We start from the raw sequence: 17,171 nt of genomic DNA on the forward strand, positions 1-17,171 counted from the left end.
CCCCTGTCTACTCTCACTTTACCTTGTCTTCCACTAGTTTCAAACAAAAAAATAGGCCCGCCGGAGCGGACCTACTCAAAATTATTGGTTCAAGCGCTTTTCAAGCTCAGCTTTTTGCTCTTCGTAACCTGGTTTTCCAAGCAACGCGAACATGTTCGCTTTATACGCTTCAACGCCTGGTTGGTTGAACGGATTCACTCCGAGGATGTATCCGCTCATCGCGCATGCCTTCTCGAAGAAGTAGAACAAGTAACCGAGGTGGTACGGCGTCATCTCTGGCAATTCGACGACGAGGTTCGGGACTTCTCCGTCCGTGTGGGCGAGGAGTGTTCCTTCAGCTGCCTTGTCGTTGACGAATTGAATCGTCTCACCAGCGAGGAAGTTCAAGCCATCGAGGTCTTGTGAATCTTCCGGCACGTTCATCGCGTGACGGACGTTCGTGACACGGATAACCGTCTCGAACAAGTCACGACGACCTTCCTGAATGTATTGTCCCATCGAGTGGAGATCCGTCGAGAAGTCGACTGCCGCCGGGAAAATCCCTTTGTTGTCTTTCCCTTCTGACTCGCCATAAAGCTGTTTCCACCACTCCGATACGTAATGCAAGGCTGGTTCGTAGTTGACGAGCAACTCAATCGACTTGCCTTTCGCATATAAAGCGTTACGGACGACCGCGTACTGGTACGCTTCGTTGTCCGCCAAGTTCGGAGACGAGTAAGCCGTTTGGGCATCACGTGCACCTTCCATGAGGGCGTCGATGTCGATGCCTGCTGCCGCGATCGGAAGGAGTCCGACCGGTGTGAGCACCGAGAAGCGACCTCCAACGTCATCTGGAATCACGAACGTCTCGTAGCCTTCTGCATCCGCGAGCGTCTTCAAGGCGCCACGGGCACGGTCTGTCGTCGCATAAATGCGTTCACGTGCGCCATCTTGACCATACTTGTCTTCCATGAACTGTTTGAGGACACGGAACGCGATGGCCGGTTCAGTCGTCGTTCCCGATTTCGAGATGACGTTGACTGAGACGTCCTTGCCTTCGAGCACTTGGAGCAACTCCGTCAAGTATGTCGACGAGATGTTGTGGCCGGCGAAGAAGACTTGTGGTGCGTTGCGTTCTTCCTTAGATAACACGTTGAAGAATGAATGTTGGAGCATCTCGATTGCCGCGCGTGCGCCGAGGTATGATCCACCGATTCCGACGACGACGAGGACGTCCGAATTTTCACGGATTCGTTCCGCAGCCGCTTTGATGCGAGCAAACTCATCCGTATCGTAGTTTGTTGGAAGGTCGACCCACCCAAGGAAATCGCTACCTGCCCCACTGCGGTCATGAATGACCGAATGCATTGCTTTCACGGTTTCTTGCAATTGATCGACTTCATGTTCCCCGACGAAAGACAGGGCGTTTGAATAATCGAAACGTACTGTTGACATGTCATTTCCTCCTTTAAATCGCTCATTGAAGAGCCATACATGACCCATCATAAACGGAAACGTCGGATTCGTTCAATCATTATTGCAAAATAGGCATGAAATCGCCTTATTTGCTCAGTTCAAGAATCGCTGCGACGTCTTCACGTTCGAGCGTACGGAAGCGACCGAATGCGCCTCGTTTCATCGCCGAGTCGAGGATGGCGTCAAATGTCGATTCATCGATGTCATAGTCACGGAGTGAGCTTGGTGCACCGAGCTCGTCGAAGAAGGCGCGGACAGCTGCAATCGTCCGTTTCGCCGTCTCAAGATCGTTACCGGCCGGTTCAACGTTGAATACTTCCGTCCCGAGGCGTGCAAAGCGAGCGGCGTTGTCTTCTTCAAGCACATGCTCCATCCAGCGCGGGAACAAGATTGCGAGTCCGCCTGCGTGTGGGATGTCATGGACAGCCGAGACCGCATGCTCGATGTTGTGTGATGCCCAGTCGCCCGAGGCGCCCATTTGGAGCACTCCGTTCAAGGCGATCGTTCCGGCGAACAAGATGATGGCGCGCAAGTCGACGTTCTCCAAGTCATTGACGAGTTTCGGTGCCGATTCGACGACCGCTTTCAACACGCCTTCCGTCATACGCTCTTGGACCGGCGCATGGTTCGGGTGGAAGTATTGCTCGAAACAATGACTCATCATATCGACGATGCCATAAATCGTTTGATCTTTCGGTACCGATACCGTATAACGCGGATCGAGAATCGAGAACGTCGGATAGACAAGCGGGTGGCCCCAACCGTACTTCTCTTGCGTCTCCCAGTTCGTGATGACCGAGCCCGAGTTCATTTCAGAGCCAGTCGCTGCGAGCGTGAGCACCGTACCGAACGGGACCGCTTCTGTCGGGATGTGGTCGCGAAGCACGATATCCCAAGCGTCGCCTTCATACGGGATGGCCGCCGAGATGAGTTTCGTACAATCGATGACCGAACCACCGCCGACCGCGAGCAACGCGTCGATGTTCTCTTCGCGTGCTTGTTTGACCGCGCGACGTACCGTCTCGATGCGCGGGTTCGGCTCGACGCCTGAGAAGTCGACGTAGTCGATCCCAGCATTGTTTAACTCGGCCACGACTTCTTCGTACGTGCCGTTCTTTTTGATGCTCCCGCCTCCATAGACGAGCATCACTTTCTTGGCGTCAAGCGCCTGTAACTCGCTCGCGAGTTTTTCGATTTGATGAGTCCCGAAAATAAGTTTCGTCGGGTTTTTGTATTCAAAGTTGTGCATAATTCATCCTCCTTCGAAAATATGTAACACCTACACTATATACCCTGTTTTTTGTGATTGAAAAGCAATCAGGCCTGAGCGTAGATGCGGTCGATGATTGTATGGAGCGTCACCGCCTGTTCCGCTTGCTGGTACGACGGCTCCTGACGACACGCCTCGAGAAACGTGTGAATCTGTCTCGCATACGGGTCTTCGAGCGCGAGGTGAGCCGGTGTCTTATCGAACAACGCCCCGTGCTCTTCCGTATGGATGACGAGTGGGAACAGCGACGCGCCACCGTTCGTCCCACGCAGTTCGACCCGCATCGTGTCCGCCGCGTCGACGTTGGCCATGAAACTCGCGTCTAAGAACAAGGATGCCCCATTATCGAACGTGACCATCGCCCGCGCCGTGTCTTCGACCGAAAACGCGTCCGCGTTCCAATCGCCCATCAGCCCGACACCAGGTCGCGTTCCGAGATATTGACCGACGTGACCGACCACATCGACCGGCTTCGGATAATCCATCAAATAGAGGGCAAGGTCGAGCATATGCACCCCGATATCGAGCAGTGCGCCGCCGCCCTGCAGCTCTTTATTCGTGAACACGCCCCATCCCGGGATGCCACGGCGCCGAAGGGCGAGCGCGGTCGCGGCATAGATGTGTCCGAGTTCACCCGCCTCGATTATCCTCTTCAATAGTTGGGTATCCGACCGATGCCGGTAATGGAAGCCATAATGAAGGGTTCGCTCAGCTCGTCTGGCCGCTTCTAGCATCTCGTTCGCCTCGTAAGCCGAGATGGCCGGCGGTTTCTCGCAGAGGACGTGACAGCCGGCCTCGAGTGCGGCAATGACTTGTTGTTTATGTAAGGCGTTCGGTGTACAGATGCTGACCGCATCGAGTGTCTCTTCGGCGAGCATCTCCTCGACCGTCTCGTACACCCGTTCGATTCCGAACTGCTTCGCCACCGCCTCCCCGCGTTCGCGTGTCCGATTCATGACGGCGACGACGTCTGCGCCTGCTGCGATGTATTGCGGGATGTGGGCGGTCTTGGCAATCCCGCCCGTACCGATGATTCCGATTTTCATGGTCCTCACTCCTTTTCTGTACTGTTCGTGAACGTGTGGGACATTTCCTGTACAAAAAAAAGACGACCTGCACAGGGCAGGTCGTTTCAATCACTTACTTTTTGAAGTTCGTGTTTTTGATCCAGTCTTCGAGCTTGTCCTTGAGGACAGTGAAGCCTGGTGCTTCTTCTTGCTTGAAGTTTGAAGCTTCGTTGCGGCGTGGTGCGCCACGACGAGCTGGCTTAGCCGACTTCTCGCGTTTTGGAGCTTCTTGTGTTGCTTTCATTGAAAGCTTGATTTTCTTAGATGCTTCATCAACATCAAGAATTTTCACTTCAACTTCTTGACCGACTTGAACGTACTCGTTCACGTCTTTCACGTAGTCGTGTGAGATTTCAGAGATGTGGACAAGACCTTGAGTCTCGTCGTCGAGTGCGACGAACGCACCGAAAGGTTGGATTCCTGTTACTTTACCTTTTAAAACTTGATCTTTTTCGTATTTTGCCATTACAAACACTCCTATGCTAAATTCATCAACTTACTATAACATACTTTTTTCGATAAAGTGTACAAATTAGTAAAAAAGATTATTTGGGATTGTTTTTGTGTTTCAAAGTCGACGGGTCGGGTAAATACAAATCAAGCAAGACTTCAAGTATTCCCCCCTGATTCCGCTAGGCTAACGCCTAGCCCTTTTTTTGTTCAAAAACTTGTAAACGGTTGCTGCGCGGCCACATCAAACACCGTTTCCCCCATCATTTCATTCAACATGATCGCGTTTCGATACACTGCCATCGCCAAATTCGTCGCCGCCGGACCGTGCGAATGTTCTAAATTCGTATGGGTAAATAAACTTCCCGCCAATGTCGTCTTCGTCGCAATCTGATAGCGATTGTTGACACGCCACTGCTGGTCCGCCTCCCATTCGATGTCGAACCGTTCGACCCATGTCGGGATGCGCGGTCGATATCCGGTCGCCGCCACGACCGCATCATATTCACCCGTAAACGATTGCCCCGTATATTGTTGCGTCCCTTCGACAGTATAAACGATTTCGTGTGCGATGTGCTCGATTTCAATCTGAGTGTACAGGTTCGTCGCTTGATCACTTCCGTCCGCCGTCCGATGATACAAAAATCCATAAATCGCCCGAAGCGTCTCAGGATTGACCCCGTTCCGGAACCGCTCGAACGCTTTCCCGAGCTGCTCCCGCTCCGCATAGGGCAATTGATTGAAATAGTCGACATACGGCAAGCTGAAAATTTCCTCGCCGAGCTTACCGCTCTCTAGTGATTCGAACACATCCGAGCGCGTCACCCAATCGATGCGTTGGCGCATTTTATCGGACCGGGTCAATAAGTCGAGATACACTTCAGCCGCGCTTTGACCGCTACCGATGATGACGATGCGATCGGTTTCAAGCAAGCGCTCCCGCTCCATCCGATACGAACTCGTATGGACGACATCTTGGAAGGCGTCCGGGACAAGCGGTTCTGCTCCCGTACCAATGACGACGTGACGTGACGACAGCACCGTTTCCCCATCCGGTGTCTCGACCGTGACGAGAAACCCATCCGCCACCGGACGGACATCGGTGACCCGGTGTGAGAACTTGATCGTGTCGAGCGAGGCGGCGACCGATTGTAAATACCGGTTGAACTCCGTCCGGGGAATTGTCGGGCTCTCCTGGACGATGAATGTCTGCAAGCGGCCGTTCTGTTTCAAATAGTTCAAATAACTGTGACGGTTCGTCGGATCGGCAAGCGTCACGAGATCATATAAGTAATGCGTCTGCATCGTCGCCGACTCGAGCAGCATGCCTTCGTGCCACTTGAAGTCGTCCCGTTCCTCAAAACAGACACCCTTCAATGAAGTCGCTTCACTGAGCGCCATCAATCAGAGATTGTACGGCCCACAGCCGATTGCTACAAAATCCACTTGTTCCATTGGCTTCACCTCGCTCGTATTTTCCCACCTATTATACCGCTAAAACGTAAACAGACCCTCATCGCTGAGAGTCTGTTGTTGTTGTTGTCGTCACCTCGAACTGTTTCATAAACCGATCGATGCGACGAATCGCTTCTTGTAACTGTTCGACCGACGTCGCGTAACTGGCACGGACGAAACCTTCGCCATTCGCACCGAACGCGTTGCCCGGTACGACCGCGACCCGTTCCTCGAGCAAGAGACGCTCGGCGAACTCTTCACTCGTCAAGCCCGTGTGACGGATTGACGGGAAGGCATAGAACGCGCCTCCCGGCACGTGCGTCGGTAATCCGGCGTCATTGAGGGCCTGGATGAAGTAGTTACGGCGCTGCCGATAGCTCTTCACCATCTTCGGTACATGTTGGTCGCGGCTACGGAGCGCCTCGAGACCGCCGAATTGGACGAGTGTCGGGGCACACATCATGCCGTACTGATGGACTTTGAGCATCTCTCGCGTCACGACTTCCGGCGCGCATGTGAAACCGAGCCGCCAGCCCGTCATCGCGAACGCCTTCGAGAACCCGTTGACGACGATCGTCCGCTCGCGCATATCGTGGAGCGTCGCGAAACTCGTGAACGGCTCATCGTAAGACAGCTCGGCATAAATCTCATCGCTGACGACCCAAAGATCGTGTTTCGTCGCGAGTCCCGCAATTTCGGTGAGCTCTTCGCCCGTCATCGTGGCCCCGGTCGGATTCGATGGGAAACAGAGGAGCATCGCCTTCGTCCGTTCGGTGATGGCCGCCTCGACATCGTCCCGGTTCAAACGGAACCCGTTCTCCGGACGACAGGCGACAGGAACGACCGTCCCGCCGGCGAGCTCGATGAGCGGTCCGTACGAGACGAAGGCCGGCTCGACGACGATGACCTCGTCACCCGGGTTGAGCAGCGCCCGGAACGCGATATCGAGCGCCTGCGAGGCGCCCGTCGTGACAATCAATTCCGTCGCCGGATCATACGTCGCCCCGAACCGGTCCGCCATATAACCAGCGATTTCTTGTCGCAACTCGAGGAGTCCTGCGTTGGCGCTATAAGCCGTATAACCTTGCTCGAGCGCCGCATAGCTCGCCTCGCGCACATTCCATGGCGTGATGAAATCTGGCTCCCCCACCCCGAGAGAGACGACGTTTTCCATCGTTTGCGCCAAATCGAAGAAGCGGCGGATGCCGGACGGCTTCATCGAGACGACTTGTTGAGATAGTGACTTCATGGCGTGATGTTCAACCGTTTGTCTTCGACTTGTGGGGTGAACAAGATGCCATCGTGTTTATACGTCTTCAATTTGAAGTGCGTCGTCGTCGAGACGACCGAATCGAGCGGTGACAGCTTATCCGACACGAAGGACGCGACGTCTTGGAGTGAGCTCGCCCGAATGACGACTTGCAAATCGTAAGCCCCTGACATTAAATAGAGCGCCGTCACTTCCGGGAAGCGATAAATCCGTTCGGCGACCTCGTCGAAGCCGCGGCCACGTTTCGGTGTGACTTTGACGTCGATGAACGCCGTGACGTCGTGCCGGTTGATTTTTTGCCAGTTGACCATCGCTCGGAAACCGAGCAAAATCCCGTCCGCCTTGAACTTCTCGAGCATCGCCTCAACGGTCGCCTCATCGGTCGCCAGCAAGTTCGCCAACAATTTCGTCTCGAGGTAGCCTTTCTCTTCGAGCAACTCGAGCAGTTCTAATTCTTTCGATGTGTACATAATTTATTCTCCTTCCGTTCTACCGGGGAACGCCCCTGTGAACGTTCTCTCTGTCTGTCTCACGTAGTCCCGTCGCTCGGCTTGAACGATATGGAAGTTTTTCATCTCCATATCGACGAGGCCGTGCTTGTGACAGAACCGATCAAAGTAACGACGACGCGTCTCATCTTGTTTGGCCGACAGATTGTCCGTGCCGTTGAACGCGTATAGCACGGTCGCGCGCGCGGGATGCCGAATCGTCCCGACTTCGCTGACACGTAGAATGAAATCCCAGTCCCAGTAGTTATAGACATCCTCGTCGAACGGTCCAATCGTCTCGTGGAGCTGTTTTCGATACAGCGTGCCGGACGGGATGAACGTCGAGTCTTGACGGAGTCGTTCCAAATCGAGGTCGTAGGCAAACGCCTCCCAGTCGGTGACGCGTCGGCGTCCGTCTTCCCATATGAAGCGGAACAGTTCCGCATCCGTGAAGACGAGGTCGGCCGCGCGGATGTCCTCGAGCGCCTGCTCGAGATGTGTCGGCATGAGCAGATCGTCATCGTCGAGCAACAAGACATACTCGCCGTTCGCCTCTTGCACGCCGAGATTGCGGGCTTTGACGTGATGGTTCTCGCCAAGTTCGATATAACGAATCGACAATCGATTCAAAAAAGGCGCCAAAAGATGCTGTTTTGGCGGCCCGTCATTATTGATTACAAGTACTTCGAACTGTTGAAACGTCTGGACGACCAGGCTTTCCAGCAGTTCGGTCAGTTCTGTCTCCCGTGAATAGACCGGGATGACGATGGAAACGAGCGGGTTCATCCGCGGTAAGCAGTTTCGACGTGTGGCAAGATTGTTTCCCAGCTCACGCCATTCTCTTTTGATACCGTGACGAAATCGCCATAGGCGAATACGCTCTCCACGCCTTCGATGGCGACGAGTTTCGCGAGAAGCGGTTGGTCCGTCTCTTCGCCAGCTTTTACGCTTTGGCTTTTCGCGCCGAAGACGTTCTCAGGAAGTGTGATTTTCATTGCATTTGGATTCGGTGTTGGATCGATACGTAACATCGTGGTTCCCCCCTTATAAGTGACAAGATTCTGAAGACGCGAGTAAGTGTGCCGCCATGGCCCGTGTTTCCGATTCGGTCGGACAGACGCCGAACGCGTCTGTCAAAATCCGGCGAATCGTTTCATCCAACTCATCGATCGTGTCGATGTGGATGAGCGCCAAGGCGATATCATCAAACTCTGGTCCATACGACCCAAGCCCGTAACCGAGTGGGTCCCATGCTAATAATAAGTCTTCTGCTCTCATTTGTTAAACCCTTCTTTTTACCTTGATTTCAAATCGTACTCCCTCAATCTACCTCACTTTTCAATCCGATGCTAGTGAGCGTTCGAATTTCCCTCGTTTTCAAAAACAAGCGACCACTATATATAGTAATGAATCAACAGTGAAAAGAAGCAGGATTTTCTCGAAAAATAACGAAGGCGACTGCCGAATGAGGTCGTTCGCTTCTCGATTGACCGCTTACATAAAAATGAATGTGCTGTCGTTTAACCGTCGTTCAAACTTTTTTCTATCTCAAATCTCATCTCAAATCGGATGACAGCGCCGTTTTTGAGTAAAAGTAATTCAAGCGTCTGCAGTTTGCCGAATGTCAAGATTGCAAAACTAAATATAGGTGATTTATGATTAAAAAGACAAGAAAACGTCAATATATAGTTAACGGATATTTATCACGTTCAGCTCACATTGACGTCGTATCGGACAAGTTCCGCTATACCTTTATAATATCTACATCCGAAGAAGGAGTGATCGTTTTGACATCCCCTATCCACCACGAGACGCTGTTGGCTGCGACGCCAACGCTCGCTGACGTCTCGACATTGATCCAATCCCTTAAACAACGCTACCCACAGCTCAGTGTTGAACGATATGAAGAACGGGCCGTTCGGGCGCTCGAAGGAAAGACACTGACACAAGATGTAGTATATGAACTCTTGACGATGCACGCCCTCGACATGTTGCAGGCAGAAGAGCCGGACTGGACGTTCGTTGCCACTGAGATGTACTTAAACCGCCTCTATTTAGAAGCGGCACGAAACCGTGGCTATGACGCCTCGATGCGTTACGGTGCGCTCTATCCGATGATTGAGACGCTCACGACAAAAGGCATCTTCACGTCGGCCCTACTCGATACGTACTCAAAAGAAGACATTGCCTACTTGGAGACGTTGATTGACCCGTCACGCGACCGCATGTTCACTTACATCGGTCTCCGGACGTTGTCGGACCGTTATCTCGGCCGTGACCATGTCAAGAACCTATACGAGTTACCGCAAGAGCGGTTCATGGTCATCGCCATGACGCTCATGCAAAAGGAGAACGCCGACCAGCGCGTCAAACTCGTCGAAGAAGCGTACTGGGCACTCTCGAACCTCTATATGACGGTTGCCACACCGACGCTCTCGAACGCCGGGAAATCGTACGGGCAGCTCAGCTCATGCTTCATCGATACGGTCGATGACTCACTCCGCGGCATCTACGATTCGAACACGGACGTGGCCACGCTCTCGAAAGGCGGCGGCGGGATCGGCGTCTATCTCGGCAAGATCCGCTCACGCGGCAGTGACATCAAAGGCTTCAAAGGTGTCTCGAGCGGCGCGCTCCCTTGGATGAAACAGTTGAACAACACGGCCGTCTCGGTCGACCAGCTCGGCATGCGTCAAGGCTCGATTGCCGTCTACCTCGACATTTGGCATAAGGACATCTTCGAGTTCCTCGATGCGAAATTGAATAACGGGGACGAGCGTCTCCGGACCCACGATTTGTTCACGGGCGTCTGTTTGCCAGACTTGTTCATGCGTACGGTCGAAGCCCGCGGTGACTGGCACTTGTTCGACCCGCACGAGATCCGGACGGTCATGGGCTTCAGCCTCGAAGACTTCTATGATGAGACAGAGAACGGCGGTTCATTCACGGAGAAATACATGGCGTGCGTCAATACGCCTGAACTGACTCGCGTCACGGTACCGGCCATCGACCTCGTCAAACGGTATATGCGCTCACAGCTCGAGACAGGAACGCCTTACATGTTCTTCCGCGACGCCGTGAACCGCGCCAACCCGAACAAACACGCCGGCATGATTTACAGCTCGAACCTCTGCTCAGAGATTGCGCAAAACATGTCGCCGACGACAATCGATGAAGAGTACACGGAAGACGGAAAAATCGTCATTACGAAGACCCCTGGTGACTTCGTCGTCTGTAACTTGAGCTCAATCGCCCTCGCCCGGGCCGTCAAATCGGACGTCCTCGAGCGACTCATCCCGATTCAAATGCGGATGCTCGACAACGTCATCGACTTGAACACGATTGAAGTGCCACAAGCGATGATCACGAACCAGAAATACCGCGCCGTCGGACTCGGCACGTTCGGCTGGCATCACTTGCTCGCACTTGAAGGCATCCGTTGGGAATCGGTCGATGCCGTCCAGTACGCGGAGAAGCTGTACGAGAAAATCGCCTACTTGACGATTCAAGCCTCGATGGAACTCGCCAAAGAAAAAGGCGCGTTCGGGGTCTTCGAAGGATCGGAATGGCACACGGGTGAGTACTTCAAGCGCCGCAACTACCGCTCACACGACGAACTCGATTGGGACGGTCTCGCCGCAGCGGTCCATCAAAACGGTGTCCGCAACGCCTATATGATGGCGGTCGCTCCGAACTCGTCGACGGCCATCATCGCTGGCAGCACCGCGTCAATCGACCCGGTCTATAAGAAGGTCTACTCGGAAGAGAAGAAAAACTATAAGATTCCGGTGACGGTCCCTGACCTCAACTCGGAGACGAACTGGTTCTATAAATCAGCGTTCGAAGTCGATCAACTCTGGAGCATCCGTCAAAACGCGGCGCGCCAGCGTCACATCGACCAAGCAATCAGCTTCAACCTGTACGTCAAAAACGACGTCAAAGCGACCGAACTCCTCTCGATGCACCTCGAGGCGTGGTCGCTCGGAATGAAATCAATCTACTACACGCGTTCGACGACCGTTGAAGTCGACGAATGTGAATCGTGTGCTTCATAACGTCACGTAACAGAAAGGTGGGAACGACCATGCACATCGCCATCGTCTATAGTTCCATGAGTGGGAATACAGAAGAAGTCGCCGAGCTGATTCAGGAAAGCCACGTTAATCGGGGCGACCGCGTCGTCTTGTTCGAAGCGGACCGCATCGGCCATCGCGAAGCCCGATCGCTCGCCACGTACGACCTCGTCTATTTCGGGTCGTACACGTGGGCCGACGGCGTCTTGCCGGACGAGATGAAAGACACGTTCCGGCTCGTCTTGAAAGAGCTCGACGTGCCGCTTCGCCAAGCCGCCGTATTCGGGACCGGGGACAAGATGTTCGTCCACTTCTGTCGAGCGGTCGATGAGATGGCGTACCACCTTTCGAAATACGGGATCCCGCTCGCCGGTGAAACGTTGAAAATCGAGCAATCACCGCGCAATCAACCGTACAACGTCCGTCATTGGGCCGAACGGTTGGCTAGAAACGCCGAAGAAGGAGTATATGTCCATGAACATTCAAAAGATCAAACTACTGTCGCCCAAACATCCTAACCGGGCGACAGCCATTATCGGGGGCGAGACGAGTTCCATCGTGAATTGGAACGACATCGCCTATCCACAGTTTTATACCATCTATAAGCAACTGCTCTCGAACTTTTGGATCCCGGATGAGATTTCGATGTCCAAAGACATGCAGCAATGGCCACAGTTGACGGAGCGCGAGCAGGATGCCTTCAAACGCATCATCGGTCTGCTGTCAATCCTTGACTCGGTGCAGACGCGTTACATCCTCGAGTCATCAATGTTCTCATCCGACTCGTCGGTGCACGCCGTGCTCGCCGTCATCGCTCAGCAAGAAGTCGTCCATAACCAATCGTATAGCTACGTCCTCTCGAGCCTCGTCCCGCTCAGCGAACAAAATCGTATTTTCGATATCGCCAAGGACGATGAGATGGTCATGAAACGCAATCAATTCATCTTGGACTTATATGAGGACTTCCGCGCCGATCAAACGGCCGAGACGTTTGCCAAATCGCTCGTCGCCTCAATCATTCTCGAAGGCATCAACTTCTATTCCGGTTTCGCCTACTTCTATAACTTGGCGCGCCATCAGAAGATGGTCGGCACGTCGACGATGATCAGTTACATCCAGCGCGACGAGATGCAGCACTCCTATTTCGTCAGCCAGTTGCTCCGGGCCGTCTTGACGGAAAATCCGGAGATTGACGCGGACGGTAGCTTCAGTCAGTTCGTCTACGACACGATGGCCGAAGCCGTCGACCTTGAAATCGAATGGTGTGAGTATGTGTTGCGTGATCTCGATGGACTCGACGTCAGCGAGATGCGCGACTACGTCAAATATCTCGCCAACAAGCGTCTCCGTGTCATCGGCTTGAACGATCTGTATGAAGGGTTCAATGAGGATGTCATGCCTTGGATTCGCGCTTATTCAGATGATTCTTTGAACGCGACCAAGTCAGACTTCTTTGAACAAAAATCACGTTCGTACGCGAAAGTCACCGACGCCAACGGCTTCGACGACCTGTAAGCACAAAATCCCCCGACTCATCGTGAGTCGGGGGATTTTTATAATGGATGAAGCTTAATGATAAGCGCGTACGTATTGGGCAATTCCTTCTGCGACACCTTCCGCCATCCGTTGACGTGAGGTGTTATTTCGTAAATGTGTGACGTCTTGCGGAGATGAAATGAAGCCGAGTTCGACGAGGGCCGATGGCATCGTATTATAACTGATGACATAATAGTTCGCCGTCTTGACGCCACGGTTCGTCATCCCGGACATTTTCCCCATCAAGTTGGATTGGATATTCGTCGCCAGGACACGGCTCTTGGCGCTATGGGCCGAATAAGACGAATAGAATGTTTCGACCCCTTTGGCCGCAGGCGTCGTCGCTGCGTTTGTATGCAAGCTGACGAACAAGTTGCCGCGAAGTGTCTTAGCGGTCTGAACGCGTTGATCGAGCGTCAAATAGACGTCCGTCGAGCGCGTTAACCGGACTTGATATCCATATTTCGACCGAAGATACGTCTCGACCCGCTTCGTCACGTCGAGGACGATCGTCTTCTCATAGAGTGATCCATTGACCGCTCCCGGGTCACCGCCTCCATGGCCCGCATCGAGGACGATGACGGCGCCACTCGTTGCATTCGGTTTAAGCGTCATCGCGTAAGCCGTTGAGATGTAGCCATCGCGGCCATTGTACTTGATTTTATAGAAACCGTTCGCCGAACCGTAATGGTCGACTTGAGTCCCGTGCGCGAGGCGACCGAGAACCGCCGAGCTCGCCGAAGCGCTCGCCCGAACGTTCAACACGTCTCCTGGTGTATTCGTGTACACTTTCCCTTTCGGCGTGGCCGCAGGGGCGGCCGGGGCCTTTCCAGCCGTCAGCCAAGACGTTGGCGTATAGAACGTCTCCGTTCCGATATAGACGACCGACCAGCTCGAATTATGTTTACTGTAAGTCACGGTCGTATACTTCGGCAATACGCGAGCGACCGGTGAAGACTGAAGCGTTTTCTTGTAGAGGTTCGCATTCCGATTCGCATAGCCTTGTACTTTTTGAATGACCGGTGGCTTCGCTACCGGCGGTTTTGCTACCGGAGGCGCACCCGTCGTGATCCCAACTGTCGGCGTGTAATACGTCTCGTTCCCGAGATAGACGACCGACCAGCTCGTGTTGTACTTGCTCGAGACGACCTTCGACTTAATCGGCAATACCTTCAACACCGTTGAACGTTGATTGCGCTGACCGAACAGCTTCAACTCACGATTCGCGTAACCATCCGTTTTCACTACTGGCGGTTTTGTCGTCGCCGGAGGAGTGGCTGGCGCTCCCGACGTAATCCAAGCGGTCGGCGTGAAGAACGTCTCATTGCCGAGATAGACGATTGACCAGCTCGTGTTGTACTTGCTCGAGACGACTTTCGACTTGACCGGAAGCACCTTCAATACGGTCGACCGTTGATTTCGTTCACCGAACAGCTTCAACGATCGGTTGGCATAACCATCCTCTTTCGTCACGGTCGGTGTCGAGGCGACGACTTTCGGGGCAATGTATGCTTTGGCCGCATAATACGTTTTGCCGCCGATATACACTTTTGCCCAAGACGAGTTGTGGACCGCATATTGGACGGTCGTGCCTTTTTTGAGCGTCCGATAGACAGTCGCTTTGCTATGGGCGGACACACGGATATTCAAGTTGACCGTGGTCACGCCTGTCGAAGTGGCCGCTTGCTTCGTTACGGTCGAAGATGGTGTAGCGATTCGCTTGATATACTGTGCTGAAGCATAATACGTACGACTGTTTAAATATATTTTGCTCCACTCTTTGTTATAAGTTCCATATTTTACTTTTGTTCCCTTTTTTAGCGTTTGAATCAATTTCCCGTTCGTGCTCGGTGTAGCGCGCACATTCAGATTGACAGTTGTTTCTCCTTCCAAAGTAGCCGCTTCAGCTGACGGTATTTGGATTGAAAACAACAAGACAATCATGATGAGGGCAAGTTTAAAAAGCTTCATATTCATCCAAAATATTCCTTTCTTCTACGCGCATCGCAACTGACAACACCTTCATAGTAGCACATTGCTTTTATTAAAAAAGTAAATATTTGAAAAAATGATGAATACTTTTTACAAAAAAGGGGAATGTTTTTACCCTTGTTTTCGAACAATCAAGAACGAATCGGCACCATGCCGCTCGGTCTCGACCACGAAAGAGTCCGGGAGCTGGAAAGCTGCAGTCAACGAGCCGTTTGTTTGGAGCGGAGGCTCTGGCTGACGGATCACGAATCCATCAAGCCCTTCCACTTCGGCAATTTTTAAAAATCGCGTCAAATGCCCTTCTCGCTCTCTATATCGGCTCGCCTCCTCGAAAGGTTTAGCCGCCACCCCACCCCAATACCGTCCTTGGACGTGTTCCGAATAGACGCGGACCGACGCTTCCGTGATCGGGTCCGGGGTATGGTCGAAACGTCCGAAGTCCCGGGATGACTTGTCTTCGATGAGTGAGCCAATCGCTGCATATAAATCAAAGTCGTTTTGGGACGCAAGGTCGAGGACCGCTCGTTGGACAGCCTCGATATGTCGCTGCAACGAACCCGGCGTCGCGGACGCCTTCAGTTTTTTGTCCCCTTCATAGGCGTTTAAAATCCGTCCGACTTCCCCGGCCTCACGAACGAGCCGATAGTACGTCTTGTCCTGCGCCTCCTGACCATTTCCGGCCTCTTGACGCTGAAGCGTGATGGCGTACTGGTTCGCCAGACACGTCGAAATGACGAACACGTCCATCAGTTCTTCCCGTAGCGCCGATTGGTCGTTCGCATACAATGCTCCGCCGACTTCACCGACTTCTTCTAGCAGTCGGGCCAACCCCGATAGTGGCCGCCAATAGCCACCTAAATGAATAATCATTTGATCGATTCGTCGTTGTAATTCCTTCATATTTAATCACCTATCCATCCTCTTTATTTACCGCCTGCGTGGTATACTATGCTCAATCAAATTGTTAAGAAAGGGGCTATGCATCTTGTCGCCAGCCAGACTATGGCAATTACTTCGTTTCCTGCTCGTCATCATCGGCCTCGTCTTCGTCATCTGGGGACTGAGTGTCCTCTTCACGTACACGTATCCATTCGTGTTCGCTCTCTTGTTATCCTTGTTGACGGTTCCACTCGTCAATTGGTTCGAGCGTGAGACCAAGTTACCACGCGCCCTCGGCACACTCGTTTCTTTGTTGATTGTCATGAGCGTCGTCAGCGGAATCATCGCCATCGTCGTGACGCAACTCATTCGCTACTTGACGATCGCCGCCGAAAAACTGCCTGCCCAGATTGAAACGTTCACCGAATACATACAACGCCTATTCAATGAAAAACTCGCCCCGTTGGTCAACGATGCGTACGACAGCATCCAACGGCTGAACCCCGAACAGGCGAACTCGCTCGAAGGCGGCATCACCGAAATCGGTGTCCAACTCGGCGCCGCGATCGGCGTCTTGTCCCGAGGTGTCGCCGGCTTGTTGCAGGACATCTTGAGCGCGTTGCCGCTCGTCTTGCTCTTGTTCATCGTCATCGTGCTCGCCTGGTTCTTCATCACGAAAGACTGGCCGAATTATATGAAGTCCATCGCTCGCTTGAATGAACGAAAAGGCTTCAAGGAGTTCGAGCTCGTCATGACGAATTTACGCTCAGCACTGTTCGGTTACGTCCGCGCGCAATTGACGCTCATCTCGATCACGTTCGGAATCGTCTTAATCGGCATGTTCATCCTTCGTGTCGACAATCCGTTCTCGTTCGCCCTGCTCGCGGCCATCTTTGACTTGTTGCCGTACCTCGGTGTCGGGACGCTGTTATTGCCGTGGGCCGCCTATGCCGCCGTCACGGGCGAATGGTTCCTCGCGATTGGGCTCGTCGTCCTCTATATCGTCGTTATCGTGCAACGCAATCTGGCCGAACCGAAAATCGTCGGCTCTCACATCGGCCTCGACCCGCTCGCCGCCCTCATCTCGATTTTTGTCGGGCTCCAGCTGTTCGGTGTACTCGGCTTCATTTTAGGGCCGGTATTGGCCGTCTTGCTCAAAGCCCTCTATAACGCCCAAGTGTTCCACTATATGTGGAAGTTCGTCATCGGGCCGACGACACCAAAAGAGCGATGACA

The 17,171-nt window shown here is 53.2% G+C and carries 16 protein-coding genes; 4 read left to right on the top strand and 12 right to left on the bottom strand.

Annotation, left to right across the window (positions count from 1 at the left end; translation table 11 throughout):
• Positions 1-81: 81 nt before the first annotated feature.
• The 10 genes from KNP95_RS01925 to KNP95_RS01970 all read right to left on the bottom strand — a co-directional run bounded on the left by KNP95_RS01925 (position 82) and on the right by KNP95_RS01970 (position 8,733).
• Positions 82-1,434 carry a glucose-6-phosphate isomerase gene (locus KNP95_RS01925; protein ID WP_029595138.1) on the bottom strand — a complete coding sequence of 451 codons (1,353 nt, stop codon included), beginning with the start codon at positions 1,432-1,434 and terminating at the stop codon, positions 82-84.
• Positions 1,435-1,540: 106 nt separating this feature from the next.
• A complete protein-coding gene (locus tag KNP95_RS01930) occupies positions 1,541-2,704 on the bottom strand; it encodes an iron-containing alcohol dehydrogenase (RefSeq protein ID WP_029595137.1) in 1,164 nt (387 codons plus the stop codon).
• A gap of 68 nt (positions 2,705-2,772) precedes the next feature.
• Positions 2,773-3,771 carry a Gfo/Idh/MocA family protein gene (locus tag KNP95_RS01935; protein ID WP_214835200.1) on the bottom strand — a complete coding sequence of 333 codons (999 nt, stop codon included), beginning with the start codon at positions 3,769-3,771 and terminating at the stop codon, positions 2,773-2,775.
• A 94-nt stretch (positions 3,772-3,865) separates the two neighbouring features.
• Complete coding sequence (gene yugI / locus KNP95_RS01940) at positions 3,866-4,258, bottom strand: S1 domain-containing post-transcriptional regulator GSP13 (protein WP_016509788.1); 393 nt, start codon at positions 4,256-4,258, stop codon at positions 3,866-3,868.
• Between the two features lie 194 nt (positions 4,259-4,452).
• Complete coding sequence (locus KNP95_RS01945) at positions 4,453-5,643, bottom strand: lysine N(6)-hydroxylase/L-ornithine N(5)-oxygenase family protein (RefSeq protein ID WP_214835201.1); 1,191 nt, start codon at positions 5,641-5,643, stop codon at positions 4,453-4,455.
• A gap of 112 nt (positions 5,644-5,755) precedes the next feature.
• Positions 5,756-6,946, bottom strand: a complete 1,191-nt coding sequence (locus KNP95_RS01950) for an aminotransferase (protein WP_214835202.1) — start codon at positions 6,944-6,946, stop codon at positions 5,756-5,758.
• Complete coding sequence (locus KNP95_RS01955; RefSeq protein ID WP_214835203.1) at positions 6,943-7,437, bottom strand: Lrp/AsnC family transcriptional regulator; 495 nt, start codon at positions 7,435-7,437, stop codon at positions 6,943-6,945. The genes KNP95_RS01950 and KNP95_RS01955 overlap by 4 nt, the downstream gene beginning before the upstream one ends.
• Before the next feature lie 3 nt (positions 7,438-7,440).
• Positions 7,441-8,241, bottom strand: coding sequence for a glycosyltransferase family 2 protein (locus KNP95_RS01960; RefSeq protein ID WP_214714531.1), 801 nt, complete (start codon positions 8,239-8,241; stop codon positions 7,441-7,443).
• Complete coding sequence (locus KNP95_RS01965; RefSeq protein ID WP_021065540.1) at positions 8,238-8,486, bottom strand: NifU N-terminal domain-containing protein; 249 nt, start codon at positions 8,484-8,486, stop codon at positions 8,238-8,240. The genes KNP95_RS01960 and KNP95_RS01965 overlap by 4 nt, the downstream gene beginning before the upstream one ends.
• A 13-nt stretch (positions 8,487-8,499) precedes the next feature.
• Entirely contained in the window at positions 8,500-8,733 is a 234-nt protein-coding gene (locus KNP95_RS01970; protein ID WP_214714530.1) for a DUF1871 family protein, read from the bottom strand.
• Positions 8,734-9,242: 509 nt separating this feature from the next.
• Here KNP95_RS01970 and KNP95_RS01975 point away from each other — a divergent pair.
• The 3 genes from KNP95_RS01975 to KNP95_RS01985 are packed head-to-tail and all read left to right on the top strand — an operon-like array spanning position 9,243 to position 13,043.
• Positions 9,243-11,510, top strand: coding sequence for a ribonucleoside-diphosphate reductase subunit alpha (locus KNP95_RS01975; RefSeq protein WP_035385654.1), 2,268 nt, complete (start codon positions 9,243-9,245; stop codon positions 11,508-11,510).
• Between the two features lie 29 nt (positions 11,511-11,539).
• Positions 11,540-12,046 carry a flavodoxin domain-containing protein gene (locus KNP95_RS01980; RefSeq protein WP_021065537.1) on the top strand — a complete coding sequence of 169 codons (507 nt, stop codon included), beginning with the start codon at positions 11,540-11,542 and terminating at the stop codon, positions 12,044-12,046.
• Entirely contained in the window at positions 12,003-13,043 is a 1,041-nt protein-coding gene (locus tag KNP95_RS01985; protein ID WP_021065536.1) for a ribonucleotide-diphosphate reductase subunit beta, read from the top strand. Before KNP95_RS01980 ends, KNP95_RS01985 begins: the two co-directional genes overlap by 44 nt.
• 54 nt (positions 13,044-13,097) lie before the next feature.
• Here KNP95_RS01985 and KNP95_RS01990 read toward each other — a convergent pair whose 3' ends face one another.
• Positions 13,098-15,041 (bottom strand): N-acetylmuramoyl-L-alanine amidase, encoded by a 1,944-nt coding sequence (locus tag KNP95_RS01990; RefSeq protein WP_214714529.1) that lies wholly within the window; start codon positions 15,039-15,041, stop codon positions 13,098-13,100.
• 126 nt (positions 15,042-15,167) lie between these two features.
• Positions 15,168-15,956, bottom strand: a complete 789-nt coding sequence (locus tag KNP95_RS01995; protein ID WP_214714528.1) for a MazG nucleotide pyrophosphohydrolase domain-containing protein — start codon at positions 15,954-15,956, stop codon at positions 15,168-15,170.
• Positions 15,957-16,041: 85 nt separating this feature from the next.
• On the opposite strand from KNP95_RS01995, the gene ytvI reads away from it, so the two are divergent.
• Complete coding sequence (gene ytvI, locus KNP95_RS02000) at positions 16,042-17,169, top strand: sporulation integral membrane protein YtvI (RefSeq protein ID WP_214714527.1); 1,128 nt, start codon at positions 16,042-16,044, stop codon at positions 17,167-17,169.
• The last annotated feature ends 2 nt before the right edge of the window (positions 17,170-17,171 follow it).

The organism is Exiguobacterium sp. s36 (assembly GCF_018618345.1).
Taxonomy (GTDB): domain Bacteria; phylum Bacillota; class Bacilli; order Exiguobacteriales; family Exiguobacteriaceae; genus Exiguobacterium; species Exiguobacterium chiriqhucha.